Source organism: Pedobacter soli, from assembly GCF_900101435.1.
Taxonomy (GTDB): domain Bacteria; phylum Bacteroidota; class Bacteroidia; order Sphingobacteriales; family Sphingobacteriaceae; genus Pedobacter; species Pedobacter soli.
Genome location: NZ_FMZH01000006.1, coordinates 350141 through 373454 on the forward strand (window position 1 = coordinate 350141; position 23314 = coordinate 373454).

General features: G+C 38.5%; 24 protein-coding genes. 14 read left to right on the forward strand and 10 right to left on the reverse strand.

What is annotated here, in order from left to right:
• Window positions 1–67: 67 nt before the first annotated feature.
• The 6 genes from BLR37_RS15435 to BLR37_RS15460 form a co-directional block, all read right to left on the reverse strand.
• On the reverse strand, window positions 68–595 hold the full coding sequence (locus tag BLR37_RS15435) for a KdsC family phosphatase (RefSeq protein WP_039476725.1): 528 nt from the start codon (window positions 593–595) through the stop codon (window positions 68–70).
• A 63-nt stretch (window positions 596–658) separates the two neighbouring features.
• Window positions 659–901 carry a Fe-S cluster assembly protein IscX gene (gene iscX, locus BLR37_RS15440; RefSeq protein ID WP_039476722.1) on the reverse strand — a complete coding sequence of 81 codons (243 nt, stop codon included), beginning with the start codon at window positions 899–901 and terminating at the stop codon, window positions 659–661.
• A gap of 94 nt (window positions 902–995) precedes the next feature.
• Window positions 996–1328: a 2Fe-2S iron-sulfur cluster-binding protein gene (locus BLR37_RS15445; protein ID WP_039476720.1), complete on the reverse strand. Its 333-nt coding sequence runs from the start codon at window positions 1326–1328 to the stop codon at window positions 996–998.
• Between the two features lie 40 nt (window positions 1329–1368).
• Complete coding sequence (locus tag BLR37_RS15450; RefSeq protein ID WP_090770027.1) at window positions 1369–2133, reverse strand: Rossmann-like and DUF2520 domain-containing protein; 765 nt, start codon at window positions 2131–2133, stop codon at window positions 1369–1371.
• A gap of 4 nt (window positions 2134–2137) precedes the next feature.
• Window positions 2138–4603 (reverse strand): heme lyase CcmF/NrfE family subunit, encoded by a 2466-nt coding sequence (locus BLR37_RS15455; protein ID WP_090770029.1) that lies wholly within the window; start codon window positions 4601–4603, stop codon window positions 2138–2140.
• Between the two features lie 5 nt (window positions 4604–4608).
• Window positions 4609–5043, reverse strand: a complete 435-nt coding sequence (locus BLR37_RS15460) for a cytochrome c maturation protein CcmE domain-containing protein (RefSeq protein WP_039476977.1) — start codon at window positions 5041–5043, stop codon at window positions 4609–4611.
• 257 nt (window positions 5044–5300) lie between these two features.
• Here BLR37_RS15460 and BLR37_RS15465 point away from each other — a divergent pair, with 257 nt between their 5' ends.
• From BLR37_RS15465 to BLR37_RS15480, 4 genes are all read left to right on the forward strand, one after another.
• On the forward strand, window positions 5301–5981 hold the full coding sequence (locus BLR37_RS15465; protein ID WP_090770031.1) for a hypothetical protein: 681 nt from the start codon (window positions 5301–5303) through the stop codon (window positions 5979–5981).
• Between the two features lie 56 nt (window positions 5982–6037).
• Complete coding sequence (locus tag BLR37_RS15470; protein WP_143009583.1) at window positions 6038–8047, forward strand: hypothetical protein; 2010 nt, start codon at window positions 6038–6040, stop codon at window positions 8045–8047.
• 70 nt (window positions 8048–8117) lie between these two features.
• Window positions 8118–9512, forward strand: a complete 1395-nt coding sequence (locus tag BLR37_RS15475; protein ID WP_090770035.1) for a hypothetical protein — start codon at window positions 8118–8120, stop codon at window positions 9510–9512.
• A gap of 106 nt (window positions 9513–9618) precedes the next feature.
• On the forward strand, window positions 9619–11223 hold the full coding sequence (locus BLR37_RS15480) for a Na+/H+ antiporter (RefSeq protein WP_090770037.1): 1605 nt from the start codon (window positions 9619–9621) through the stop codon (window positions 11221–11223).
• Window positions 11224–11341: 118 nt separating this feature from the next.
• Here BLR37_RS15480 and BLR37_RS15485 read toward each other — a convergent pair whose 3' ends face one another.
• From BLR37_RS15485 to BLR37_RS15500, 4 genes are all read right to left on the reverse strand, one after another.
• Window positions 11342–12763: a Glu/Leu/Phe/Val family dehydrogenase gene (locus BLR37_RS15485; protein WP_090770039.1), complete on the reverse strand. Its 1422-nt coding sequence runs from the start codon at window positions 12761–12763 to the stop codon at window positions 11342–11344.
• Between the two features lie 631 nt (window positions 12764–13394).
• Complete coding sequence (locus tag BLR37_RS15490; protein ID WP_167356618.1) at window positions 13395–13613, reverse strand: CcmD family protein; 219 nt, start codon at window positions 13611–13613, stop codon at window positions 13395–13397.
• Between the two features lies 1 nt (window position 13614).
• Window positions 13615–14277: a cytochrome c biogenesis protein CcsA gene (ccsA, locus tag BLR37_RS15495; RefSeq protein ID WP_090770043.1), complete on the reverse strand. Its 663-nt coding sequence runs from the start codon at window positions 14275–14277 to the stop codon at window positions 13615–13617.
• Between the two features lie 62 nt (window positions 14278–14339).
• Complete coding sequence (locus BLR37_RS15500) at window positions 14340–15005, reverse strand: heme exporter protein CcmB (RefSeq protein ID WP_039476976.1); 666 nt, start codon at window positions 15003–15005, stop codon at window positions 14340–14342.
• Window positions 15006–15512: 507 nt separating this feature from the next.
• Between BLR37_RS15500 and BLR37_RS15505 the strand changes: the two genes are divergently transcribed.
• The 10 genes from BLR37_RS15505 to BLR37_RS15545 all read left to right on the forward strand — a co-directional run bounded on the left by BLR37_RS15505 (window position 15513) and on the right by BLR37_RS15545 (window position 23310).
• The gene (locus tag BLR37_RS15505; protein ID WP_090770046.1) at window positions 15513–15992 is read left to right on the forward strand and encodes a methylated-DNA--[protein]-cysteine S-methyltransferase; all 480 of its coding nucleotides are present in this window, start codon (window positions 15513–15515) and stop codon (window positions 15990–15992) included.
• Between the two features lie 22 nt (window positions 15993–16014).
• Window positions 16015–16410, forward strand: a complete 396-nt coding sequence (locus tag BLR37_RS15510) for a cupin domain-containing protein (protein WP_090770048.1) — start codon at window positions 16015–16017, stop codon at window positions 16408–16410.
• Window positions 16411–16479: 69 nt separating this feature from the next.
• Window positions 16480–16833 carry an S-adenosylmethionine decarboxylase family protein gene (locus BLR37_RS15515; RefSeq protein WP_090770049.1) on the forward strand — a complete coding sequence of 118 codons (354 nt, stop codon included), beginning with the start codon at window positions 16480–16482 and terminating at the stop codon, window positions 16831–16833.
• Window positions 16833–18149 (forward strand): DUF4178 domain-containing protein, encoded by a 1317-nt coding sequence (locus BLR37_RS15520; RefSeq protein WP_090770051.1) that lies wholly within the window; start codon window positions 16833–16835, stop codon window positions 18147–18149. The genes BLR37_RS15515 and BLR37_RS15520 overlap by 1 nt, the downstream gene beginning before the upstream one ends.
• Window positions 18150–18323, forward strand: a complete 174-nt coding sequence (locus tag BLR37_RS25390) for a hypothetical protein (RefSeq protein ID WP_167356619.1) — start codon at window positions 18150–18152, stop codon at window positions 18321–18323.
• 6 nt (window positions 18324–18329) lie between these two features.
• On the forward strand, window positions 18330–18554 hold the full coding sequence (locus tag BLR37_RS15525; RefSeq protein ID WP_090770053.1) for a DUF350 domain-containing protein: 225 nt from the start codon (window positions 18330–18332) through the stop codon (window positions 18552–18554).
• A gap of 1 nt (window position 18555) precedes the next feature.
• On the forward strand, window positions 18556–20067 hold the full coding sequence (locus tag BLR37_RS15530) for a polyamine aminopropyltransferase (RefSeq protein WP_090770055.1): 1512 nt from the start codon (window positions 18556–18558) through the stop codon (window positions 20065–20067).
• Entirely contained in the window at window positions 20045–21700 is a 1656-nt protein-coding gene (locus BLR37_RS15535) for an NAD(P)-binding protein (protein WP_090770056.1), read from the forward strand. The genes BLR37_RS15530 and BLR37_RS15535 overlap by 23 nt, the downstream gene beginning before the upstream one ends.
• Complete coding sequence (locus BLR37_RS15540) at window positions 21687–22751, forward strand: hypothetical protein (protein WP_090770058.1); 1065 nt, start codon at window positions 21687–21689, stop codon at window positions 22749–22751. The genes BLR37_RS15535 and BLR37_RS15540 overlap by 14 nt, the downstream gene beginning before the upstream one ends.
• Window positions 22752–22800: 49 nt before the next feature.
• Window positions 22801–23310 carry a lipocalin family protein gene (locus tag BLR37_RS15545; protein WP_090770060.1) on the forward strand — a complete coding sequence of 170 codons (510 nt, stop codon included), beginning with the start codon at window positions 22801–22803 and terminating at the stop codon, window positions 23308–23310.
• Window positions 23311–23314 lie beyond the last annotated feature (4 nt).

A 23314-nucleotide genomic window follows, 5' to 3' on the forward strand; every position in this document is an offset into this window, starting at 1 on the left:
GCAATAAGCGTTTGGAGGTTGGCGTTTTGCATCTACTAATGAACGAATGACTAATGAACTAATAAACCTATACTCCAGAATCTGAAGCTTTAGGATTTTCATCGTGCCACCTTCCCTGTACTTTCATCACCTTTTCGATAATATCCCGCACAGCGGTTTTGCCTCCGTTATAAGGCGAAATGAAGGTAGAAATGGCTTTAATTTCCTCAACGGCATCAGCCGGACAGGTTGGGAGCCCAACCAATTTCATTACTTTTAGATCCGGAATATCGTCGCCCATGTAAAGCACTTCTCCGGCAGTAATATTTTTATTATTCAGGTATTGATTAAAAACGGCAACTTTATCGCCGGTTCCTAAAAAAACATCGGTAACGCCCAGATTAAAAAAGCGCTTGCCCATCGCTATCCCGTCGCCTCCAGAAATGATACAGACGTTGTAACCGCGTTTAACTGCCAGTTGCATGGCATAACCATCCTTAATGTTAAAGGTGCGCAGCGACTGGCCGTTATCAGTAACCTGAACGCTTCCATCGGTAAGCACACCGTCTACATCGAAAATGAAAGTAGTGATTTCTTTTAATTTCTGGAGAAACATCTTGCGTTTAGCGTTTAGCGGTAAGCGTTTAGGGTTGGCTCAAGACTGAGGACTCAGGACTACTTACTGATTATCTCTCCACTCGTATACCCAGGCCGATTGAATTTGCTCCAAATGACCTTCGTTGCTTTCCTCGCGGGTTCCTTTAAAATTAGGTAATTCTAAAACCCAATCAATCAATTCGGTAAAACGGATACGGTAAATTTTGGTCTCAGAAAAATCATCGCCAAATTTCTCATATAGAGACATGGCAATATCTTCGTAATCGTTCCAGTAAAAAGGTAAAGCAAATTTATCGTTGTTCATGTTTTGTTTCTTGTTGTAACTTGTTGTAAAGTTGAAATGTTTAATGTTAGAAAGTTCCGGACTTGCGACTAAAGACTCCGAACTCAAGACTAATTTAGTGTCCCATAAAGCCAGACTGATCCGGAATGGTTACTTCGATATCGCCGTTAATTACCACACATTGGCAACCTAAACGCGAAGTAATTTTCGGACGTACTGCCCTATCGATAAAATCTTCTTCTTTATCAGAAATCTCTTCGATATTATCCATCCCTTTGGTTACATACACATGGCAGGTACTGCAACCGCAAACACCACCACAATTGTGCTGTAATTCTATTCCGTTATCCAGACAAACATCTAAAACAGATTCACCAGCAGCAATAGGCAATTCTACCGGTTCGTGATCTGCTTCTTCAAAATTTATTTTTAGTTTAAAAATGCTCATAATTATTTTGCAAAAGTAATAAGCAAAAGCCGTAAAAATGCTATTTCGACATTAATTTTATGCTGTTGCTTAATGTTTGATAAATTTCATGCAACTCAGGCATATCTTTTAACATGCTTAAGTGCTTATTCATAGTGGTTTCGTCGGCCCTGACTGCTGGTCCGGTTTGTACATTTTCGGGCAGGTTAGTCATTACCTTATCGGCAGTTTCGGCTATTAAAGGCCTGATTATTTCAAAACTAAGACCATTTTGCTGCAAAACCTGATTAGCCAAAGCATACAAATGGTTTGGAAAATTACAGGCAAAAACAGCTGCCAGATGTAAAACTTTCCTTTTTTCGCCATCGAGTTCGTACACCTGCTGACTTAATTTAGCTGCCAGTTTGTGCAAAACTTCTAATTGGTCAGCGTCTGTAGCTTCAATACAAAGCGGAATGCGATCGAAATCAACTTCTTTCGCTTTAGAAAAGGTTTGCAAAGGATAAAAAACACCTGCTTTTTTAACCTGAGCCGATAGTACCTTAATATCTGTTGTGCCAGAAGTATGCACCACCAAACCGCTTACCGCTTTTAATCCTTCAGCTATGCTTTCAATGGCATCGTCTTTTACCGAAATGATATACAAACCGGCATCGGTTTTAATTACATTTAAATCATCTATTGCTTCGGCAGCAATACTGTCGGCCAGCAATTTCCCATTAACCAGGTTTGGGCTGTACACCTGCACCACATTTTCGCCTTTGGCTTTTAAAGCTTTTGCCAAATGTGTAGCAACGTTTCCCGAACCTAATAAAACGATTTCCATGTGCTTATCCGATCCTGGCTTCTTTTCTTCTTCTAAAAATAGACAACAAGAAACCAACCACCATTACAATGGTACCTGCCCAATATAAATTGATGAAAGGGAATTCGATTGCTTTGAAAACTACCCAGTCTTTAGCTTGTTGAGGTTTTTCAAATATTTGTAACTCTACTTTTTTCTCATCAGGTAAAACCCTCGAGAAACGGAACTTCAGATCCAGCTCATCTACTTTACGCGCAAAATCGAAAGTATTGTTCCCTTTAATTAAGAAAATGGGTTCAGTGTTGTAAATTTTGCCTGCAGCATTAATTTCCAAAGGTAAGCCCACAGCATAATCGCCTTGTGCCAATGCCAAATCTTTAGCAGTAGGTTTTCTGTTTAAATCTTTAACTGTAACCACACCGCTCGAAGTATGGATGGTATCTCCTACTGAAACTTTAACAATACGTGGTGCTTTGTAATTTTCATCATCCGAATGACCTTCATGATCATCGTGGGCAGATTGTTTAACTGCAGCACTGGTAATGTGTGTGTACACATCATAAGTTAAATAATGTTTGGTATCAGGCGAGGCAATTAAACCCATTTTCTCGTTATCCTGCGTATGTGGATGCAAGTTGAAATCTTCTTTAACCTTACCCTGTTTATCTACAACCTTAAAGTTAAGCGTGTAAAAAGTATTCGGAGCCTGAGTGGTATCGCTTACATAAGTTACGGTGTACTTGCCCATTTGTTTAGGCTCATTTTTGTACAGCATGATGTTTTCGCCAGGCTTCTCTGTTTTTTCAAAATCCTTTACCGGAATAAAATTATTGGCGTTTATTGAAATTGGCTTATTGGTAGCTGCCGATATTAATGCCCCTAAAACAAGAAGTGCGAAACCAATGTGCGCAATTGCCGAACCTGCCAATTTTGCTTTCCCACCAAATGCCTGATATAAAACTGCAGCATTTGAAAGTACTGCAAACAAACAACTGAATGTAATTAAGATGTACATGGTATTGGTATAAACATCTGTTACATATACCAAACCTGAGGTTAAAACCACCGAGAAAATAATTACAGATACTAAGCTGCTGTAGAATTTACGCGGATCGGTTCTTTTGTATTTCAAATATTGTGAGAAACCCGATATCAGGGTAATCAGTACAGCAAAAGGTGCCTGCCACTGGTTATAATATTTTACCGCATCAACAGGCGGAGAAAAATTTGTACCAAATGCTTTGTTAAATACCGGAACCGAAGTAGAGAAAATTACCTGAATACAGGCAACAGTTACTACTAAAGCACCAATAAACATCCAGAACTCGCGCGAATAGGTTTCTTCATCTTTTGTGGTAATCGGCAGTTCTTTCCATCTCCATACAATTAATGCAATAGCTAAAACAGCAAACACTACATTGTATAAAATCAGGTGACCAAACATCCCCATATCGGTAAATGAGTGTACCGAGGTATCGCCTAAAATACCACTCCGGGTTAAGAACGATGCATAAAGTACCAACAGGAAGCTTAAAAATACCAGGGCAATGGCGGTAAAATAAGCATGGCCGGTGTTTTTATAGGCAATCATTACGTGTACTGCACCAATCAGCGTTAACCACGGGATTAAAGAAGCATTTTCTACCGGATCCCAGGCCCAGAAACCACCAAAATTCAGTGCCTCATAAGCCCAGAAAGAGCCCATAATAATACCTGTACCTAAAACCATTACCGCAAAAAGTGTCCATGGCATGGCTGGTTTAATCCACTCTTTATATCTTTTTTGCCAAAGGGCTGCAATGCCATAAGCGAATGGAACAACCATACTCGCAAAACCTAAAAATAAGGTTGGCGGGTGAATCACCATCCAATAGTTTTGCAATAATGGGTTTAATCCCCTGCCATCGGTAATGAATTTAAGATAATCTTTAAAATTTTCAGGGTTAGCAAAAACCACAGGTGCCATTGACTTTAAGTCAACTGCATCTCTAAGCAGGATAAACGGAGAACTACCAATCCGCTCGCCAAAAATCTCAACGCCTAACATCATTGAAGTTAAAAACACTTGAGAAAAAGCCACCACTGTCATTACAGGCCGCTCCCATGTTTTGGCTTTCCAGATGAGTAATGCGCCTAAAAACGACTGCCAGAATGCCCAAAGCCAGAAACTTCCTTCTTGTCCTTCCCAAAAGGCCGATACAATATAGTATATTGGAAGTTGTTTTGATGAGTGAAAATAAACGTAGTTATATTCGTTATAATGTCCTAAAATTAAATAGAAAAGCGTAGCACCAATACCAATAATACTAGCCCAGTTAACCAGGAATCCAATTCTTCCGAGATTGCGCCATGATTTGTCTTCTAAATTTTTCTCGCGACTGGCATAAAAATATGCGATGGTTGATAATAACGATGCACTAAAAGCCAGTACAATAAAAAACTGTCCGATTTTACCCGGCAGCAGGTTTTCGCCTACAAATTGAATATCCATTAAATTTAGTTATATTTTTTTTCGCCGTATTTCCCTACGGTGTCTACCTTACCATCTTTATTTACCTCTACCAGGTTATCGTTATATTTAGATGGGCATTTCATTAAAATTTTCGATGCGTAGAATTTGTCCTTATCCATTTTACCGATAAGTACCAGTTTTTCCGATTTTTCAAAATCCTGCGGTTTGGTTCCGTTATAAATTACTTCACGGATTTCGCCTTTTTCATCTTTCATGTAAAAAGAGAAATGGTTGGCGTCTTTAACCGCATCGTAATACATGCCTTTTGATTTTTCCCAATACCCCATCACATGCTCTTCTTTGTTAGAAGTAGCTGCTTCTTTAAAATTAGAATAGGTATCGGTATTTGCATTTAAGCTAAATAAAATCCCTACCGAGATGGCGATGGTAATCAATCCAATGATGGCACTTTTCTTCATGGTTATCTATATTGTAAAAGCTGGCAACAAAGATAGAAAAATAGGGATAGCCAGCATTCTTTTACAGGTTTCTTGTCTTTATATTGACAATTAACTGATTTTTAAGTAGACCTTGTTTTAATTTCGGTTCTTATTTATATCGGTTCTTATTAATTCTACTTTAAACTACCGGTGAAGGTAAAATTTCATCACCTAAATGATTAATTTTGGCACCAGATAACTAATACGGATTAACGAACAACTAACCTGCGACGAATATGCGCCTCAACCAATGCTATAAGCTTTTATTTTTTATTGTCCTTTTACCTTTTTTAAGCTCTTGTTTTGAAGTAATTGAAGAAATTTCGATGAAAAACGACGGCACCGGAGATGTGGTACTAACCATAAACCTGAGCCAAAGTAAAACCAAAATAGCCTCGGTAATGCTGCTGGATAGCGTACAGGGCTATAAAGTGCCCAGCAAGCAAAAAATACAGCAGGAATTAAATGAGGCTGTAGCCTATTTAAAAAAATCGGAAGGGATTACGAATGTGAAAAGCACTACAGATTTTAACAACTTTATTGCGACCATCAGTTTTTCGTTTAAAGATGTTTCCAATATCAATAACATCACCAAAAACATCCTGGCACAACAAAAAATTAAGGCCACCAATACCTCGTTATACAGTTACAACAAGGCCTCTAAAACTTTTAACAGACAGTACCAGGCTATTGGCTCGGCTAAAACCGAATTCAACAAATTAAAGCCAAAAGACAAGGCTGTTTTTAACGGCGCTACCTATACCAGCATTTACCGTTTCGAATCGCTTGTAACAAGTAGCACCAATCCGGCATCAAATGTATCTAAATCAAAAAAAGCAGTGATGCTTAGAAGCACCATTACCGATTTAATAAACGGAAAAATTAACGTATCTAATTCTATACAACTAGCTAAATAACACAACCATTTACCTGTAATTACGCAGGAGCAATGCTCACACAACAAAAATTACCAATGAAAAAAATTCTATTTTCCTTCTCCCTCCTGTTATTATTCAACTTAGCCAAAGCTCAGGATCTGGTTAAAAAAATACCCGCTAACGCATTTACTGTGGCCACAATTAAAGGCGATAATATTTTTAAACTGATGTTTGTAAAAGATTTTAACGAATCTTTTGTTGGTAAGAAGTTACTTGAAGGTACTTCAAAATCGCTCGATAAAAACTTTACTACTATCGAAGATTTCGGGATTAACCTGGATAAAAACATGTATTACTTTAACCAGTTAACCGATAGCATCACCTACAACTGTTTTCTGATTCCCTTAAAAGATGCCACTAAATTTGAAAGCCTGATTAACAACAAGGATAATAAAATTAAAACCACCGGCGATACCAAAACCATGGTATTGCCAGATAGTACCAGCATTATTAAGTGGAATAACAACATGATGTATTTTGTTACCGGCAGCATTAAAAGTTCTTTCTTTGCTGATTCGGCTAAATCGGCCCGTTATGGCATTAAAGATATCAGGTTTCAAAATGACGAAGCTGCTTTGGCCAATAGCGCCGCTGTTGCGGTAGATTCGGCATACGTAACCACAACCGACGAGCCTATGGTAGAAGCTGTACCTGCACCACCTGTAAAGGTTAAGGCAAAGCAAAAAACAGCTTCGAAAAAGACTGCTAAAAAAGCCTCAGGCAAGAAAAAGCCGGCAAAGAAAAAAGCTGCAGTAAAACCAAAGCAAGAAGTTGAAGAAGAAGTTATAGCTGATGCTGCCATGGATGTTGCAGAAGCAGTACCTGCAACAGAAAGGGCAAACGCAGACTATGACCATTACCAGCAGGAACGTGCCGAACAGGAAGCCAAGCAAAAAAAACTGGCCTTTACCTGGATGGCTGCACAAGCCGAACAAATTTTTAACGGCAACTACGAATCTATTGAAAATAACAAATCCTACACAAGCAGTTTAGATAGCAAAGCGATTGCAGAACTTTGGGTTTCGAGCCTGCAGGATGTTTATAATGCGGTTGCTCCTGAATTTGGCACTTACGGCAAATCGGGTTTAATGAAAGGTTACGGCAATTTAAATGCTAAATTGTTTATGGATAACAAGAGTTTCCGCATTTCTACCGGTTTAGAACTGGCACAAGAACAGGCTGAATCATACAAAAAAATCATGAACAAAAAGCTGAACAAAAACTTTTTAAAGTATGTAAACAGCGAAAAAGCAATTGGTTTTATGAGCTACGCCATTGATACCAAAGCTTACCTGGAAGAATTACCCAGACTGATGAAACAAACTTATGGCTCATTTCTTGGCGCCCGAATGGATGAAGAAATGGACTTAGGCGCCGATCTGCTGTCTCTTTTACTCGATGAAGAAGCAGTGAGCAAAGTAATTAAAGGAGATGCCTTGTTTGTAATTAACGGATTAAATAGTAAAGAGGTAACCTACACGACTTACGATTACGATGATGATTACAAACAGAAAGAAGTGGTAAAAACTAAAAATGAAACACTCCCCGATTTTCTTTTTATGTTCTCATCTGATGATACCAGGTTAATTAACAAACTGATTAAATATGGTGTAAACAAAAACTTTGTAAGCGCCGAGGGCAACATTTATAAAATAATAGAAAAGAAAAGCCCGATTGATATTTATTTCCTGATTAAAGATGGTATTGTATTTTTCGGTAATTCGTTAACCGAAATACAGGCGATCAACAGCAACCAGGTAAAAAGCCAGATTAGCAAAACACATAAAAACCTATTAAGCAAAAACAATTTCAGCTTTTTGTTTAATGCTAAAAACCTGGTAGGCAAAGTACCGGCTTCTGAAATTGGTGGCGAAGAAACTGCTAAAAAATTCAACAGCACTTTAGAGAAAATGGGTAATGTGTACATGAAATCGAATCCGATTAAAGGTAATCTGGTATCGGCTGATATTAGCGCAGAAATTCCGAACGGCCATGAGAACGCTTTAAAATATTTGTTCTCGTTAATCGAAAATGCAGCTAAGTAGATCAGTTTTCAGTTAACAGTTTTCAATTGGCAGTTAACCGATTTAAACAATTAACCGATTAACCTTAATTATGGTGAAATTTTTAAAAATAACAGCAGCAATAGTCATATTGCTGCTTCTTTTTTATTTTGGTTTTTTTAAATACAGGCAAATCCAGGCCAACAAAGTATTAATTCCTGCTACTACCCAAACTTTGCTTAAAATAAATGTAGATGAGCTATACAAAACCATTGCGGTTAGCTATTTAAAACACCCCGGTCAATATGCTGGGGCAGACAAGAAAGGGATTAAAGAAAAGGTTGATGATTTAAATACAGGCTTAAAAATACCTGCAAATATTTATATATATGCCTTAAACGGAAAGGTAAAAAACACTTTTTTCTCGCGTATGGAAATCGCAGATAGCTCAGCATTTAATCGCTTTATCCTGAAAAAACTCTCTTTAATAAAAAAGGAGGCTCATTTTTTTCAATCTGCCGACTCAACTTTTTGCCTCCTGTTTAACAAAACGACGGTAGCCATAGCATTTACCCCCAAAAAGGAATCAGTAAAAACGGCTCTGGAAGAAATATTATCACAGAAAAACATGGTTAAAATTAGTGATAGTAAGTTTGAGCAAATGGCCGACCTTTCCGATCACCTGTCCTTTCAAAATGCAGAAAATTTAAGCAAAATTAATTTTAGAGATGGAAAAATTGATTTTAGCAGTGAATTCGAGAATAAATGGATAGAACCTGCTGCCTACCCCAAGCATAGGAAGCTAAATCCCGAAAGTACAGTGAGTATGTGGTTAAACGGGAAATTTAAATCTGCTTCGTCTCCAAAAAACACACCTGCAAGTTCTTCTGTTTTCTCAAAAGATAACTTTTTAAAATTCTATAAAGGCTATCTGGATTTTGAGTGGACCAATACGGTAAAACAAGTTGACACGGTAATAACTTACGAATACAATGATGACTTTGAGCAAGTGGAAAAAAAAGTCGCCAGAGAGCGGAAAATTCCAGGTATTTCTATCAATATGACTGCAAACGATAAGGACGTGAGCAACTATCTTAAATCGTCGGGCTTTCTGGATCAATCGACTGGAAAGATTAGTGCTACTATGATTCCGCTATACCAGCTTTACTTTAAGGGTAACGATGGTAACATTCAGTTGAGCACATTGCCAAACGCTAAACCTGACCTTAAAATGGAATCATCTGCTGATTTCTTTTATTTTAAGGTAGATTTTAACAAGTTGATTAAACAAACATCAATACCCTTGATTGCAGATAAACTGGGTAGTTTTAATCAATTGGAGATTAAAGCCAAAAGCACAGGAAAAGACAAAATTAAACTTGAATCGGAACTATTATTTTTAAATAGGGATGCCAACGCCCTCATCCAACTTTTAAAATTGTTTAAAAATGGCTTCAACAGCTCCCTGGATTTTAATTTATCTTTTGATATTCCGGTAAGCAAGTAAAGTCATTTCCAAAATAAAAACAGAAATACGCGCTGTTATATTTGTTCTTTATTTTCTTAACTAAACGTTGGTATATTCGTAGATCGATAATATAAAAACTTCTTAAATGCTTCACGATAACTTGATTCTTATTCTGGTTCTACTTTTAGGTGTGACCCTATTGGTGATGATTGGCCAGAAGATAAAAATCTCCTATCCTATCTTTTTGGTATTAGCCGGCTTACTTATTGGCTTTATCCCTGGTATTCCGCATATCAAAATAGACCCAAATATTGTTTTCCTGCTTTTTTTACCACCCCTGCTTTATGAAGCTGCCTGGTTTACCTCGTGGAAAGATTTCTGGGAATATAAGGGTGCCATTTTTTTAATGGCCGTGGGTTTGGTTTTTATTACCTCTGTAGCAGTTGCTTATGCATCTGTGGCATTTATACCAGGTTTTACCCTGGCACTCGGCTTTTTATTGGGCGGCATTGTTTCGCCACCTGATGCCGTTGCCGCAGCAGCAGTATTAAAAGGCATGAAAATTCCGAAGGTAGTAAGTGCTTTGCTGGAAGGCGAAAGTTTGGTAAATGATGCCTCCAGTTTAATTGTATTTAAATTTGCATTGGCTACTGTAGTTAGCGGCACATTTGTAATGCAGGACGCGGCAGTAAGTTTTGTTACTGTTGCTGGCCTGGGGATTTTAATCGGCCTTGCCATTGGTGGTATATTCTATGTTATTCACCGGTGGTTACCCACAACTGATAATATCGATACGGTTCTTACCTTACTTACACCATACTTTATGTATATCATTGCCGAGCATTTCGAAGCTTCAGGCGTAATGGCTGTAGTATCGGGTGGCTTATTACTTTCCAGCCAATCGCATGTAATCTTAACTTCAAATTCGAGGATCAAAACGGTTAATGTCTGGTCATCATTAATATTTATGCTTAATGGCGTGGTATTTATATTAATTGGTCTGGCCCTACCCGATATTGTTCATGGTTTAGGCCCCGATTATCCAATCATCAAAGCTATTGGTTATGGATTGGGAATAAGTATACTGGCGCTTATCGTTCGCATGGTATGGTTAGTTTCAACAGCCCAGATTACACTTCTGTTTAACAAAAGAACGAGAATACGTTACCGGGATATGACCTGGCATTCTTATGTGGTAGTTATTTATGCCGGAATGAGAGGTGTGGTATCTTTAGCTGCAGCACTTTCTATTCCGGTAATGATTTCTGATTCAGTGGCTTTTCCTTTAAGAAACCTGATCTTATTCATTACCTTTGTGGTGATTTTCATTACCCTGGTTTTACAAGGCCTAACCCTTCCCTTGGTGATTAAACTGCTTAAAATCCCTGAATCCAAAAGTAAATTAACAGAACAAGAGCAGACTAATCAGATTAAACTAAAATTGATCGATCTTTCATTAGATAAGTTAAATGCCGATTATCAGCACCAGTGTACGCACAATGAGTTAATGGTTAACTTAAAGGCAGAACTGCACCATACTTTGAAAGAAAAAAAGGATAATATCCACGCTTTTAAAAGGGGTGAAATTGATAAAGAGGATTTGAAAGCTTATCAGGAAATAGTGCTCACCTTAATTCAGCTTCAGCGGGACGAGTTGCACCATTTAAAGCGTAACAAAGAATATGATGATGAAGTGATCAGAAAAGAAGAATGGAGGCTGGATTTAGAAGAGTTGAGTGTTACATCTTAAGACCTGTTTTAAAATCTAAATAAATAGAAAACTTAAAACTAAAGCAGCCAAGAATAAAAAATCCCTGCAGATTTTACGTCTGCAGGGATTTTTCTTTTTAACCTTCAGCGTTGAGCCCTTATGGCCAAACACCTAAATTCATGTAAGAAACGGCAATTTTATCAATCGAGTTAACGAAAGCAGCTGTTCTTAATGTTTTGGTACCAGGTTTTGTCATCAAAGTTTCGCGTATTTCGTGGTACGAATGGATCATGGTGTCTTCTAAACCAGAGTTAACCAGCTCCATTTCAGATGCACCTTTCACAATCATTAAACGGTGCTCAGGAAGAATGGTTTTCCCGGTCAGGTTTTCTAATGTATTGATCAGGTTGGCATTTGAGTTAGCCGCGTAACGGTTTTCCATACGACCAAAGGCCACGTGCGAAAGGTTTTTTAACCATTCGAAATAAGAAACCGTAACACCACCGGCATTACAGTACATATCAGGAATAATGATACCGCCCATTTCGGTAAAAATAGCTTCTGCTTCTGGTGTAGTTGGACCGTTAGCACCTTCGGCAATAATTTTTGCTTTAATGTTGCGGATATTCTGCTCGGTGAACTGGTTTTCTAAAGCTGCCGGAACAATGATATCGCAATCCTGCTCTAAACCTTCCATTGAATTTTTGAAATCTTTGGCACCAGGGAAGCCTAAAATTGAACCAGTGTTTTTACGGTGTGCAAAAACCTCATCAACGTTTAATCCGTTCGGGTTGTAAATAGCACCTTCAAACTCGCAAAGACCAACAATGGTTGCACCAAACTCGGCCAGGAATTTAGCAGAGTGATACCCCACATTACCCAAACCTTGTACAATTACCCTTTTATCGCCTAAACCAGCCTTAAAGCCCAGCTTAGCCATATCTTCTGCAACTTCTACACACTCGCGTACTGCGTAAGCCACACCACGGCCTGTAGCCTCTTTACGACCACGGATACCATGCAAAGCAATTGGTTTACCGGTAACACAACCCAGTGCATCAAGCTGACCAGGGTTCATGGTCATATAAGTATCGGCAATCCAGCTCATTTCGCGTTCTCCCGATCCATAATCAGGTGCAGGAACGTCGATACCGGGGCCAATAAAGTTTTTCTTAATTAATTCTGTAGTATAACGACGCGTGATGGTTTCAAGCTCGGCAACGCTGTATTGTTTGGTGTTAATTTTAATACCACCTTTTGCACCACCAAAGGGAACGTTAACAATGGCACATTTGTAAGTCATTAATGCAGCAAGCGCCATTACTTCATCTTCATTTACCATTTCGCTGTAACGGATACCGCCTTTTGTAGGGCTCATATGGTGAGAGTGTTCTACGCGCCAGGCATCAATTACTTCAAAACCGTTTCCGCGGCGGATAGGGAACTGGAAACGATACACACTATTACATGTTTTAATCTGGTTCAATAAACCTTCGGGATGATTGGTGAATTGAGCCGCACTGTCAAAGTTCTTACAAACATCTGCAAAGAACTTGTTCTCGTCTGCTAGATTAGCCATTATTTATTTTTTTTATGAATAAGTTTTCGCTGCAAAATTGCCTAAAAAAACCGCACATATCCAAATGCAAAAATACTTAGTGTACAGCAAACACCACACTTTCTGGCCGCTGGGGGCACTTTAGACCGTTTTAAGCAAACTGTACAAAAACAATATTTAAACCTGTTTTAAGGCAGTTATGCCTTGCTTAAATCCGAAACAAAACGAAACATTTAGCTGGAATATGAAGCGTTAAACAAGCATAAAAAAAAGTTAAAAAAATATTTTAACACCCTTAAATATACTTAAAACAATTGGATTTACGGCACAATTAAGGCCATTTTGAAGAAAGTTTTGCATAAAAAAAGTGATCAATATAAAATTGATCACCTCTTTAAAGTTAATCTAAATCGTCCCGTTGATTTAATTTATAACTAATCAAACATCACCAATTAATTTGCAAGAAACAATACTATGTAGTAGGTAATTTACATACTTACTGTTTTGTATACTTAATTAGCGATTTTTAAAAACACAAAAAGCTATATTCCAAGTAGATAAGGATAAAAGTATAATTAGCAAACAGGCTTGATTATTGCGTTCTATTGATTTTAGAGCCGAAATAAGTTGTAAACTTATTGCGCAGAAAGGCCTATTTTCCGTTATTGCTTTCTTTTTCTATTTTTTTCAATCTTTTATCGATACTAAAAAGATAAGCTAATAAGCCCAGTAAGATAATTACGATACAGATTACCACTACGTATATCTTTCCGTTATTGCGTAAGGTATCGGCCATTTCTACACCATTATCCTGTGCAAATAACTGTAGGGTAGCCATCATTAATATCAGGGAGAAAAATATCTTCTTCATTTTAGTTATGTTGTTGTTTGTTTTCTATTGAACGTATTCTGAAACGGATGGTATACACCCAGTAACCGATTAATATCCAGCCTAAACATGCCGGATAAAACACCATCCGCATGCGGCTATCTAAATCGTAACTGTTAAAGCCTGGGTTGCCACCATTTCCGGGGTGTAACGAATCTTTTAAACGGGGAAGCACAAAAAGCAGTACTACCATCATCGGGAAGGCAAAAATGTTATAAATGGCCGAAATTTTGGCTCTTTTTTGTTCTTCATCGATAGCATTGCGCAGAATGAGGTAAGCAAAATAAAGCAATACCGAAATTGCCGCGAAATTCTGTTTCGGATCGAAGCTCCAAAATTGTCCCCAGGTATACTTTGCCCAAACAGCCCCTGTTACTAAGCCCAGTAAACCGAAAATAATGCCTGCATTTACACTTTCAACAGCCTTCATATCATCAATTTCACTTTTGGTGCTCAACGACTTGATGCTGTAAAAAACAGAAATAGAAAAAAGTACAATCATGGCAAACCACATTGGCACATGGAAGTACAGATTACGAATGGTCTCGTTTAAAATAGCCAGTCGGGGTACACCCAGTAATAAACCTGCAATTGCAGTATAAACAACCAGCACCGAAGCTAAAATTTTCCACCAGGTTTTTTTCATATATGTGTATAATTATTGGGGTTGAATGATTGAATGCTATCATTCCATCATTCAATTATTTTTTAATCGCGCCAAAGGTAAGGAAATAACAATAAAGAGGTTGCTACCACCAATACGTTTACCACCAAAAGCATTGCAATTTCGTCGTAGCTATTCTCCCAGGGCAAACCATCTACAGCATTTTTGGCCAGTTTTATCAGTAATATCAGTACCGGAATAATAATCGGAAAACTTAAAATCGCCATTAACATACCGCCATTACCTGCTTTACTGGCAATAGCCGAAACCATGGTAAATACTGTTGAAAAACTGATACTCCCTAATACCACCGCTATATAATACATCATCAGATCAGGTGGCGTAAACGAGTCGAATACCAGGGTATAAAAACCTAAGGCAATGGTGGTAAGCACGAGCATAAGCAACGTATTGTACACCGTTTTGGAGATCAAAATCGCTGCCGGGCTTGCTAAAATATAACTGTAAAGTTGCTGACCTTTGGTTTCCTGCAAAAAGCTCTTAGATACACCGTTAATGGAAGCGAAAAGCATAATAATCCAAAAAAGCGCATTCCATGTTAATTTATCTCCTAAACTCACAAACGATAAATAACAGGTAAAAATGGTCGAAACCACGTATAGCAGCACACCGTTAATGGTATATTTGGAGCGCCACTCTAACAATACTTCCTTGTGAATTAAATATTTAACCTCTTTGGCCAATTGCATAACCGCAAAGATACTTTTATTGATAAATATTGCATGCTTAAATTGTTGTATTGTTGTAATTTTGTTTGAGATCAGGGCATTAACAATTTAGCCCCAGCAGACATTAAAAAAGATTAAAACCACAGATAAAAAGGATAAACACAGATGGTTTTTAATTGCATAATTAGCCACGGAGGCACAGAAGACACAAAAAATTAAACCAAAATCTGTGTTAATCAGTGTAATCTGTGGCAAAAAGAAAATAGCCTCGGAGGCACAGAAGGCGCAGAAAGATTAAAAACACAGATGGTTTTTAATTGCATAATTAGCCACGCAGGCACGGAAGGCACAGAGAAATCAGTATCCGTGTCAATCTGTGAAATCTGTGGCAAAAAATTAGTACGTATGCTTAAGCTTAATCAGCCACGGAGGCACTGAAAGCGCAAAAAAATTAGGCCAAGAATCTGTGTTAATCAGTGAAATCTGTGGCAAAAAGAAAATTGAAATCTCTGGCAAAAAAGAAAAAATATGAACTACGCATCAGTTATTGCATCGCCTGTTGGCCAGATTACCATCCTTGCCGATGATGAATTTGTTCATGCCGTAACTTTTGCCGAAACAGCTATTACAGGCCTTACCGAGAACCCGCTAACGTTAAAGGTTGCCCAACAATTAATCGATTATTTTAATGGGAAATTACAGCGTTTCGATTTCCCGATGAAACAGAAAGGAACAGAGTTTCAGCAAGGCGTTTGGCAAAATTTATTGGCTATTCCCTATGGCGAAACCACCTCCTATGCTAAATTCTCGGCACATCAGCCACTGGCTATCCGGGCAATAGCTGCAGCAAATGGCAAAAACAACATTGCCATTGTAGTACCTTGCCACAGGGTTATTGGCAGTAACGGTAAGCTCGTAGGCTATGCAGGCGGCCTGTGGCGTAAAAAATGGTTGCTACAACACGAAAGTGAAGTAATGCAACGTGGACAAACTGAATTAAAATTTTAAAATCAATACCTTTTATTTGTAGATGAATACCGAAATAGCCGATACCCGCAATTACCTTAAAGCCATTCGCTTAATTAACACCACAAACGAACAATGTTCATTTGAAACAGGCAAAATCCCCATCCGCCAGCACATCAAAGCCAGTCATTTCTTTGCACAAACCGATGTATCAACGCTGGAGAAAATCCCACACCCTGCCCCACGCCGGCAATATGTACTTACCTTGAAAGGTAAACTTCGTTTTACAGTAAGTAATGGCGAAACTTTTATCATCGAGCCAGGCATTATCTTAATTGCTAACGACACCCTGGGCCTTGGGCACACCTGGGAAATTGTAGATGGCAACGAATGGGAAAGAATTTATATTCCGCTTGAAGAAAATGTTGAAGATCATTTTATAGCAGAAAAAAATATCTGAATTTAAAATTCGCTTGCTAATACTTACATTAGAAATACTTTTCTAATTTTGAAAGATACTAAACGCTCAATGACCTATAAACCGGGATTACACATATTAGCTGAATTTTCTTCTGAAAAAACGGAACAACTCTCTTCTTTTCAGGCTTGTAAAGCACTTTTTAACGAATTAATTGCCAATCAAAACCTTGAAAAAGTTGGCGAAGTTTATCACGACTTTCCTAACGGAGGTTTTACGGCCGTTATCTGCTTAACCGAATCGCATCTATCTATCCATACCTGGCCGGAGTTTAAACTGGCTACCTTCGATATTTTTCTATCCAATTACCAGAAAGACAATACCAGAAAGGTAAGGGATATTTATGATGCTGTATTGCACTTTTTTGAAGGTAAGGAAATGCAGAAAACTGAAATTGTACGTTAATGGAAAATTCAGTTCAATCATTTTTCAAATTGTCAGAAACAATAGCTTGTTCGGTATGCAGACAAGATATTGTACTCTACGAACCGGCCAAAAGCGAATACGTGGTTTGCCCTTCTTGTTTCTCGTATTTACACATTTTTACCCGGGCAGAAACAAGGCTGAACAGAAAATTAGAGAAGCCCAAAAATGCTCCGGTTTTAAAACTTGGCTCAACAACCAATATCCACGGTGTTGGTTTAAAAGTAATTGCGTACCTCGAAAAAAAAGAAGCAGAAACAATATACTGCTGGAGAGAATATATTTTAACCAGCCACGATAAGGGCTATGTTACTTTATCCGAATTTAATGGTCATTGGAATTTCATCGCAGGCGAAGATTTTCTGCCCGATTATAAACAACCTACTTCCTACTCATTTAGCGTCAGTTACAAAGATGTAGAGTACAAGCTTTTTAACAGGTACAGCCCAAAAGTAACAGCCATGCTTGGCGAAGTGGATTGGAATGTGGTAAATGAAAAGGTTAAGGCTACTGAATATATCGCACCGCCTTTTATGGTTGTAAAAGAGGTAATTAATAAATCGCAAAACCTTACCAATTACTACATTGGCGAATACATGACAAAGGATGAAATTGCTGCCGCTTTTAATCTCGATAAAAACAGCCTTCCTGAACAGATTGGTATTGGCGCCAATCAGCCATCTAAAGCTTACGACAGGTGGATGGCTTCTTTAAAAATAACTGGCATTGCTATAGTTGCGGTGTTGCTTTTACATTTACTTTTTGGCGCGGTTAAACCTGAAAAGGAATTAATTAACGACGATTTTTTAATTACCTACGATGCCAAGGCCGGTGCCGATGCTTTCAAATCTTTCATTACGCCTTCATTTGTTATTGAAGATGAATCATCCAATATTGAATTCGACATTGCTTCTGGTGTTGACAACAACTGGCTGGAAACTACCATTGTACTGGTTAACGAGGCCGATAACCGAACCTGGGAAGTAAGCAAGGGCATAGAATATTACCATGGTGTAGAAGATGGCGAAAGCTGGTCGGAAGGTTCAACCAGAGAATCGGTTCTTTTATCTGACATACCGAAAGGCAAGTACCACTTAAATGTATATCCATCATCAGGAGATATTTACCGGAACAACCTGTATATCAGGGCTACGACTAACGTGAGCATGATCCGCAATACCCTGATTACTATACTGCTGCTTTGTATCTTCCCGGCCATTTGCTGGTATTTAATGCGCAATTATGAAAAAAGAAGATGGAACAACAGCGATTTTTCACCCTTTGTAAACGGAGATTAAATGGATTTGAAACCAATTAAATATTACCTCATTGTATTACTCGTTATTTTGGGCTTTTACGGTTACAGCGGCCTTCGAGGGCATGCCTATTACCAGGATAATGTAGAAAAGAACACCGAATTTAATGGAACCAGCCGTCATGGAGGCCATGTAAACAGATTTTACCATAAATAAAAAATTATGAGCTTAAACGAATTAATCAACATCAAGTACATTATCGCATCATTGGTTTACTCTATCCTGGGTATTGTTGTACTTTTTATCGCATTTTGGATTATCGAAAAAATTACTCCCGAAAACCTTTGGAAAGAAATACTCGAAAAACAAAATTTAGCCTTAGCCATTGTTTTTGCGGCCTTTATTATTGCCATTGCAATTATTATAAGCTCAGCCATTCACAGTTAGCATGAACAAAAAGTTACCTGCGCTTTTATTAATTTCAGTTTTTGTTGTTGCCACCTGTGGCTTAATTTACGAGTTAATTGCCGGCACCCTGGCCAGTTACCTGCTTGGCGATTCGGTTACCCAGTTTTCGACTATAATTGGGGTTTACCTTTTCTCGATGGGCATAGGCTCCTGGGTATCCAAATATTTTGAGAAGAATATCCTTTCGTGGTTTATACAAATCGAAATTCTGGTTGGCCTGGTTGGCGGTTTCAGTTCAACTGTTTTGTTCCTCGTTTTCGAAAGTATTGCCTCTTTCAGGATCGTGCTGTATGGTTTTGTAAGCTTAACCGGTATTTTGGTTGGTTTAGAAATTCCTTTACTCATGCGTATCCTTAAAGACCGGTATGAATTTAAAGACCTGGTTTCTAAAGTTTTTACCTTCGATTATATTGGTGCCTTACTCGCCTCTTTAATTTTCCCGTTACTGCTCATCCCGCATCTGGGTTTGGTAAAAACAGCCTATTTGTTTGGGATGCTCAATGTTGCAGTAGCCTTAATTGTTTGTTTGAACTTTAAAAAGGAAATCAGGGCTTCAAAATACCTTCAGGGTGCTTCTTTTATCAGTATCATCACCCTGCTTGCCGGTTTTATTTATGCGGATAAAATAACCAGTTTTTCTGAGAGCCAGACTTATAGCGATACCATTATCTACTCGAAAAGTACACCTTACCAACGGATTATTTTAACCAAAAAGAATAAGGTTTTGCGGCTTTTCCTAAACGGAAACCTGCAATTCAGTTCGGACGATGAATACCGCTATCATGAAGCTTTAGTGCATCCCGGACTACAGGCTTTGCCTTTTGCCAAACATGTTTTGGTAATGGGTGGTGGTGATGGACTTGCTGTTAGGGAGATTTTAAAATATCCAAATGTTGATTCGGTAACCCTAGTTGATTTGGATAAAGGAATGACAGGCCTGTTCCAATCGAATAAGATTTTGCTTGGGCTCAATAAAAATGCCCTCTTATCGCCAAAGGTTAAGGTAATTAATGCCGATGCATTTAGCTGGGTAAAAGCACAGCGCAAAAAATTCGATTTTATTGTGATCGATTTCCCCGACCCATCCAATTACGCTGTCGGAAAACTCTACACCAATGCATTTTATAAACTGGTTAAAGGTATTCTTGCCCCAAAAGGCTTAATGGTAATCCAGTCTACCTCACCTTTCGTTGCGCCAAAATCTTTTTGGACTGTAAACAAAACATTAGAAAGTGTTGGCTTAAAAACCATCCCCTACCACAATTATGTACCATCATTTGGCGAATGGGGCTACATTATTGCTACCGAACCCGATAATGTATATAAAAAACCGCAGCAGTATTTACCGGGACTGAAATTCATTTCGAAAGAAAGTTTAGATTTAATGCTCTACTTTCCGAAAGATATGGGCAAGGTAGAAACTGATGTAAATAAGCTTAATAACCAAATTTTGGTCAAGTATTTTGAAGATGAGTGGGCAAACGTTTTATAAGGATGAGTTATCGGCCTATTTACAGCGTCGCTCTTTTTTGCTGAGAATCGGATTAATTACTGGTGGTATCTTCTTAAATGGCTGTTATAAAAAAATCCGGTCAAATGGCTATAACATTCCGGGAAGCTTACAAGGCCCAGACGCCAAAGCAGGACATATTTTACGCGATAAACTAAAATTACCTGCGGCGAAAAGTACAAGAAAAGTAAAAACACTTATTGTTGGCAGTGGCATTTCCGGCTTGTCGGCAGGGAGATGGTTAAAAAAGAATGGTGAAACTGATTTCGAAATTCTGGAGCTCGAAAAACATACCGGCGGCAACTCCTATTTCGGAAGCAACAAAATAGCTTCATATCCCTTAGGTGCACATTATATCACCATAGCCAATAACGACGATGCTTTATTGATTGATTTTTTAAAGGAAATTGATGTGATCACGCATTTTGAGGGGCAGTTACCTTACTATAACGATTACTATTTAACTTTCGATCCGGAAGAGAGGTTATTAATAAACGGCGAATGGCAGGAAGGTTTAATTCCGGATTTTGGTGTGCCCATTGCCGATAAAAAGGAAATCAGGCGTTTTTTATCAGAAGTAGATCTGCTTAAAAACACCAGGGGTAATGATGGTAAATTTTTATTCAACATACCTTTAAGTTCTTCTTCTGCTGACGAAAACTACAGGAAGCTAGATAGAATAACTTTTGAGGCTTATCTGGAAGAAAAAGGCTATCGTTCCAAATATCTGCTCTGGTACTTAAATTATGCCAGTAAAGACGATTACGGTCAAAAAATTAAACATATATCGGCCTGGGCAGGCTTGCATTATTTCGCTTCGCGCAGGGGAAAAGCCGCCAACGCCGAGCAGAACGCTATTTTAACCTGGCCAGAGGGTAATGGCTGGATCATGAAACAATTGGCTGGCCCGCTCAAAGATCACATTAAAACCTCAAGCCTTTGCTGCGATTTAAAACCGATGACCAATGGGCATACGTTGGTAACTGTATTGAACACCAAAACAAGGCTTACCGAAAATATTGAGGCCGAAAAAATCATTTTATGCGCACCGCAGTTTGTAAACAACCGCTTGCTGAAAAATTTTAACCGCAATATTGATTATAAAGCTTTTAATTATTCTCCATGGCTTATTGCGAACATTACCATCAACGAATTGCCGGAATCGAAAGGAATAAACCTTTGCTGGGATAATGTGGCCTACAATACACCATCAGTCGGTTACGTAAACTCGGCGCAACAACATTTAAAACTTTCGGAAGATAAAAAGGTAATTACCTATTATCTCCCGCTTTGTGATTTTGAGCCTGCAGTTGCCCGTTTGGCCGCTTATTCCAGAAATTACGAACAGTGGCTGGATATCGTTATTCCAGAACTGGAAATCATACATCCTGGTATTACAAAAGCCATTGAAAATATCGATTTCTGGGTTTGGGGGCATGGCATGATTGCACCGGCGAAAGATTTTATCTGGAGTGATAACCTGGCAAAAGCAAAACTGCCTGTTGATGATAAAATTTTCTTTGCCCATAGCGATTTAAGTGGGGTATCTATTTTTGAAGAAGCTTTTCATCAGGGCATCAACGCTGCAAAACAAGTACTACATGTCGCATCCTAATCCAAATCAACCCTGGTTAAATTCGCGTGTGACTGATGTTGTTTTCATCCTTTCGCCTCCGTTTTTTGCGCTGCTGCTGGTTTTGCTCTTTCCGTCACAATTTCAAAATGCAGCGGGTGTTCCTTTGGCCTATTGGGTATTTTTAATTGTTTTTATCGATGTTGCACATGTGTACAGTACTTTGTACCGCACCTATTTTAATCCAGGTAATTTTAAAAAACAATATACTTTGCTCATTGCCATTCCGCTGGCCTGTTATATTGCCGGAGTATTGATTTACCACTTTGATGCCCTGTGGTTTTGGAGGATTCTGGCCTACCTAGCTGTTTACCATTTCATCAGGCAGCAATACGGCTTTATGCGCTTGTATTCGCGCAATGAAAGCGCTTCGCTTGCTGGGCAGCTTATCAATAAAGTAGCCATTTATACCGCAACCTTATATCCACTGCTTTTCTGGCACCTTAGCACGGCAAGGCATTTTAACTGGTTTATAGCAGGCGATTTCTTTTCTTTCAAAAACGATGCTTTATTAAAAATTTCAGCACTCATATATATCGCTATCATTGCCCTGTATCTTGTAAAAGAAATACTGTTCGTTATTAAACAAAGGTGGATGAATATCCCACGCAATTTACTGGTAGCCGGAACATTCCTGTCCTGGTACTTTGGCATTGTTTATTTTAATGGCGACATGGCTTTTACCACACTCAATGTAGTTTCGCATGGTATCCCATACATGGCCCTTATCTGGTTTTTCGAAAAAAAGAAGCTAGACCGAAGCCCTGTTAAAAGTAAGATTATGGCCCTCAGCTTCGGCAAATGGGGAATCTTTTACTTTCTGTTAATTCTGGTATTATTTGCCTACCTGGAAGAAGGTTTATGGGATGGACTGGTATGGAAAGAACACCAAGCCGTATTTAAACCATTTTCAACTTTACCACAAATTACCAGCAGCGAGCTCCTTTCGCTTCTCGTTCCGCTATTGGCATTACCACAAGCCACACATTACGTGCTGGATGGTTTTATATGGAAGGCTAAAAATAAATTCTGACAAATCTGTTTTGCATGGGGTTTCGTAAATTATAGAAAACCCGCTTATCATGAAAACGTTTTGTGCCTTATTGCTTGTATTACTCAGCCATTTACCTGCAGAAAAAAATATACCTGTGAACAAACTGGATTTGAAAAAGTATGCCGGCACCTGGTACTCATTATATTCTATTCCGACCATTTTTGATAAGGGCAGCCGCGAAACCACTACAAAATACACGCTGAACAAAGCTGGCTATTACGATGTTTTAACCACTTACAAAAAGCCTGGCGATGAAAAAATTTATTCGCGGAATTCAAAAATGTTTCCATCTGAAGACGGAAATAACGGCGAATTGCAGGCACAGTTTATATGGCCCATAAAGGTCGATTACTGGATTATTGAACTCGCCGACGATTACTCGTACGTAGTGGTTGGTCATCCCGACCACAAATTTTTATTCATCATGAGCCGCCATCAGACAATGGCAAAGAAAATCTATGATGAAATTGTAGCCAGGTGCAAGGCTAAGGGTTACGAAGTCGCTAAACTGACCTCGCAACAACACGAAAAGATTTAAATAG

Coding starts and splice junctions, on each gene's coding strand:
- ccsA (WP_090770043.1), bottom strand. CDS start 14,277: ATGAAAAAAACCTGGTGGAAAATTTTAGCTTCGGTGCTGGTTGTTTAT.
- BLR37_RS15500 (WP_039476976.1), bottom strand. CDS start 15,005: ATGCAATTGGCCAAAGAGGTTAAATATTTAATTCACAAGGAAGTATTG.
- BLR37_RS15445 (WP_039476720.1), bottom strand. CDS start 1,328: ATGAGCATTTTTAAACTAAAAATAAATTTTGAAGAAGCAGATCACGAA.
- BLR37_RS15545 (WP_090770060.1), top strand. CDS start 22,801: ATGAAAACGTTTTGTGCCTTATTGCTTGTATTACTCAGCCATTTACCT.
- BLR37_RS15480 (WP_090770037.1), top strand. CDS start 9,619: ATGCTTCACGATAACTTGATTCTTATTCTGGTTCTACTTTTAGGTGTG.
- BLR37_RS15450 (WP_090770027.1), bottom strand. CDS start 2,133: ATGGAAATCGTTTTATTAGGTTCGGGAAACGTTGCTACACATTTGGCA.
- BLR37_RS25390 (WP_167356619.1), top strand. CDS start 18,150: ATGGATTTGAAACCAATTAAATATTACCTCATTGTATTACTCGTTATT.
- BLR37_RS15525 (WP_090770053.1), top strand. CDS start 18,330: ATGAGCTTAAACGAATTAATCAACATCAAGTACATTATCGCATCATTG.
- BLR37_RS15435 (WP_039476725.1), bottom strand. CDS start 595: ATGTTTCTCCAGAAATTAAAAGAAATCACTACTTTCATTTTCGATGTA.
- BLR37_RS15520 (WP_090770051.1), top strand. CDS start 16,833: ATGGAAAATTCAGTTCAATCATTTTTCAAATTGTCAGAAACAATAGCT.
- BLR37_RS15455 (WP_090770029.1), bottom strand. CDS start 4,603: ATGGATATTCAATTTGTAGGCGAAAACCTGCTGCCGGGTAAAATCGGA.
- BLR37_RS15540 (WP_090770058.1), top strand. CDS start 21,687: ATGTCGCATCCTAATCCAAATCAACCCTGGTTAAATTCGCGTGTGACT.
- BLR37_RS15485 (WP_090770039.1), bottom strand. CDS start 12,763: ATGGCTAATCTAGCAGACGAGAACAAGTTCTTTGCAGATGTTTGTAAG.
- BLR37_RS15530 (WP_090770055.1), top strand. CDS start 18,556: ATGAACAAAAAGTTACCTGCGCTTTTATTAATTTCAGTTTTTGTTGTT.
- BLR37_RS15505 (WP_090770046.1), top strand. CDS start 15,513: ATGAACTACGCATCAGTTATTGCATCGCCTGTTGGCCAGATTACCATC.
- BLR37_RS15490 (WP_167356618.1), bottom strand. CDS start 13,613: ATGAAGAAGATATTTTTCTCCCTGATATTAATGATGGCTACCCTACAG.
- BLR37_RS15510 (WP_090770048.1), top strand. CDS start 16,015: ATGAATACCGAAATAGCCGATACCCGCAATTACCTTAAAGCCATTCGC.
- BLR37_RS15535 (WP_090770056.1), top strand. CDS start 20,045: ATGAGTGGGCAAACGTTTTATAAGGATGAGTTATCGGCCTATTTACAG.
- BLR37_RS15475 (WP_090770035.1), top strand. CDS start 8,118: ATGGTGAAATTTTTAAAAATAACAGCAGCAATAGTCATATTGCTGCTT.
- BLR37_RS15515 (WP_090770049.1), top strand. CDS start 16,480: ATGACCTATAAACCGGGATTACACATATTAGCTGAATTTTCTTCTGAA.
- iscX (WP_039476722.1), bottom strand. CDS start 901: ATGAACAACGATAAATTTGCTTTACCTTTTTACTGGAACGATTACGAA.
- BLR37_RS15470 (WP_143009583.1), top strand. CDS start 6,038: ATGAAAAAAATTCTATTTTCCTTCTCCCTCCTGTTATTATTCAACTTA.
- BLR37_RS15465 (WP_090770031.1), top strand. CDS start 5,301: ATGCGCCTCAACCAATGCTATAAGCTTTTATTTTTTATTGTCCTTTTA.
- BLR37_RS15460 (WP_039476977.1), bottom strand. CDS start 5,043: ATGAAGAAAAGTGCCATCATTGGATTGATTACCATCGCCATCTCGGTA.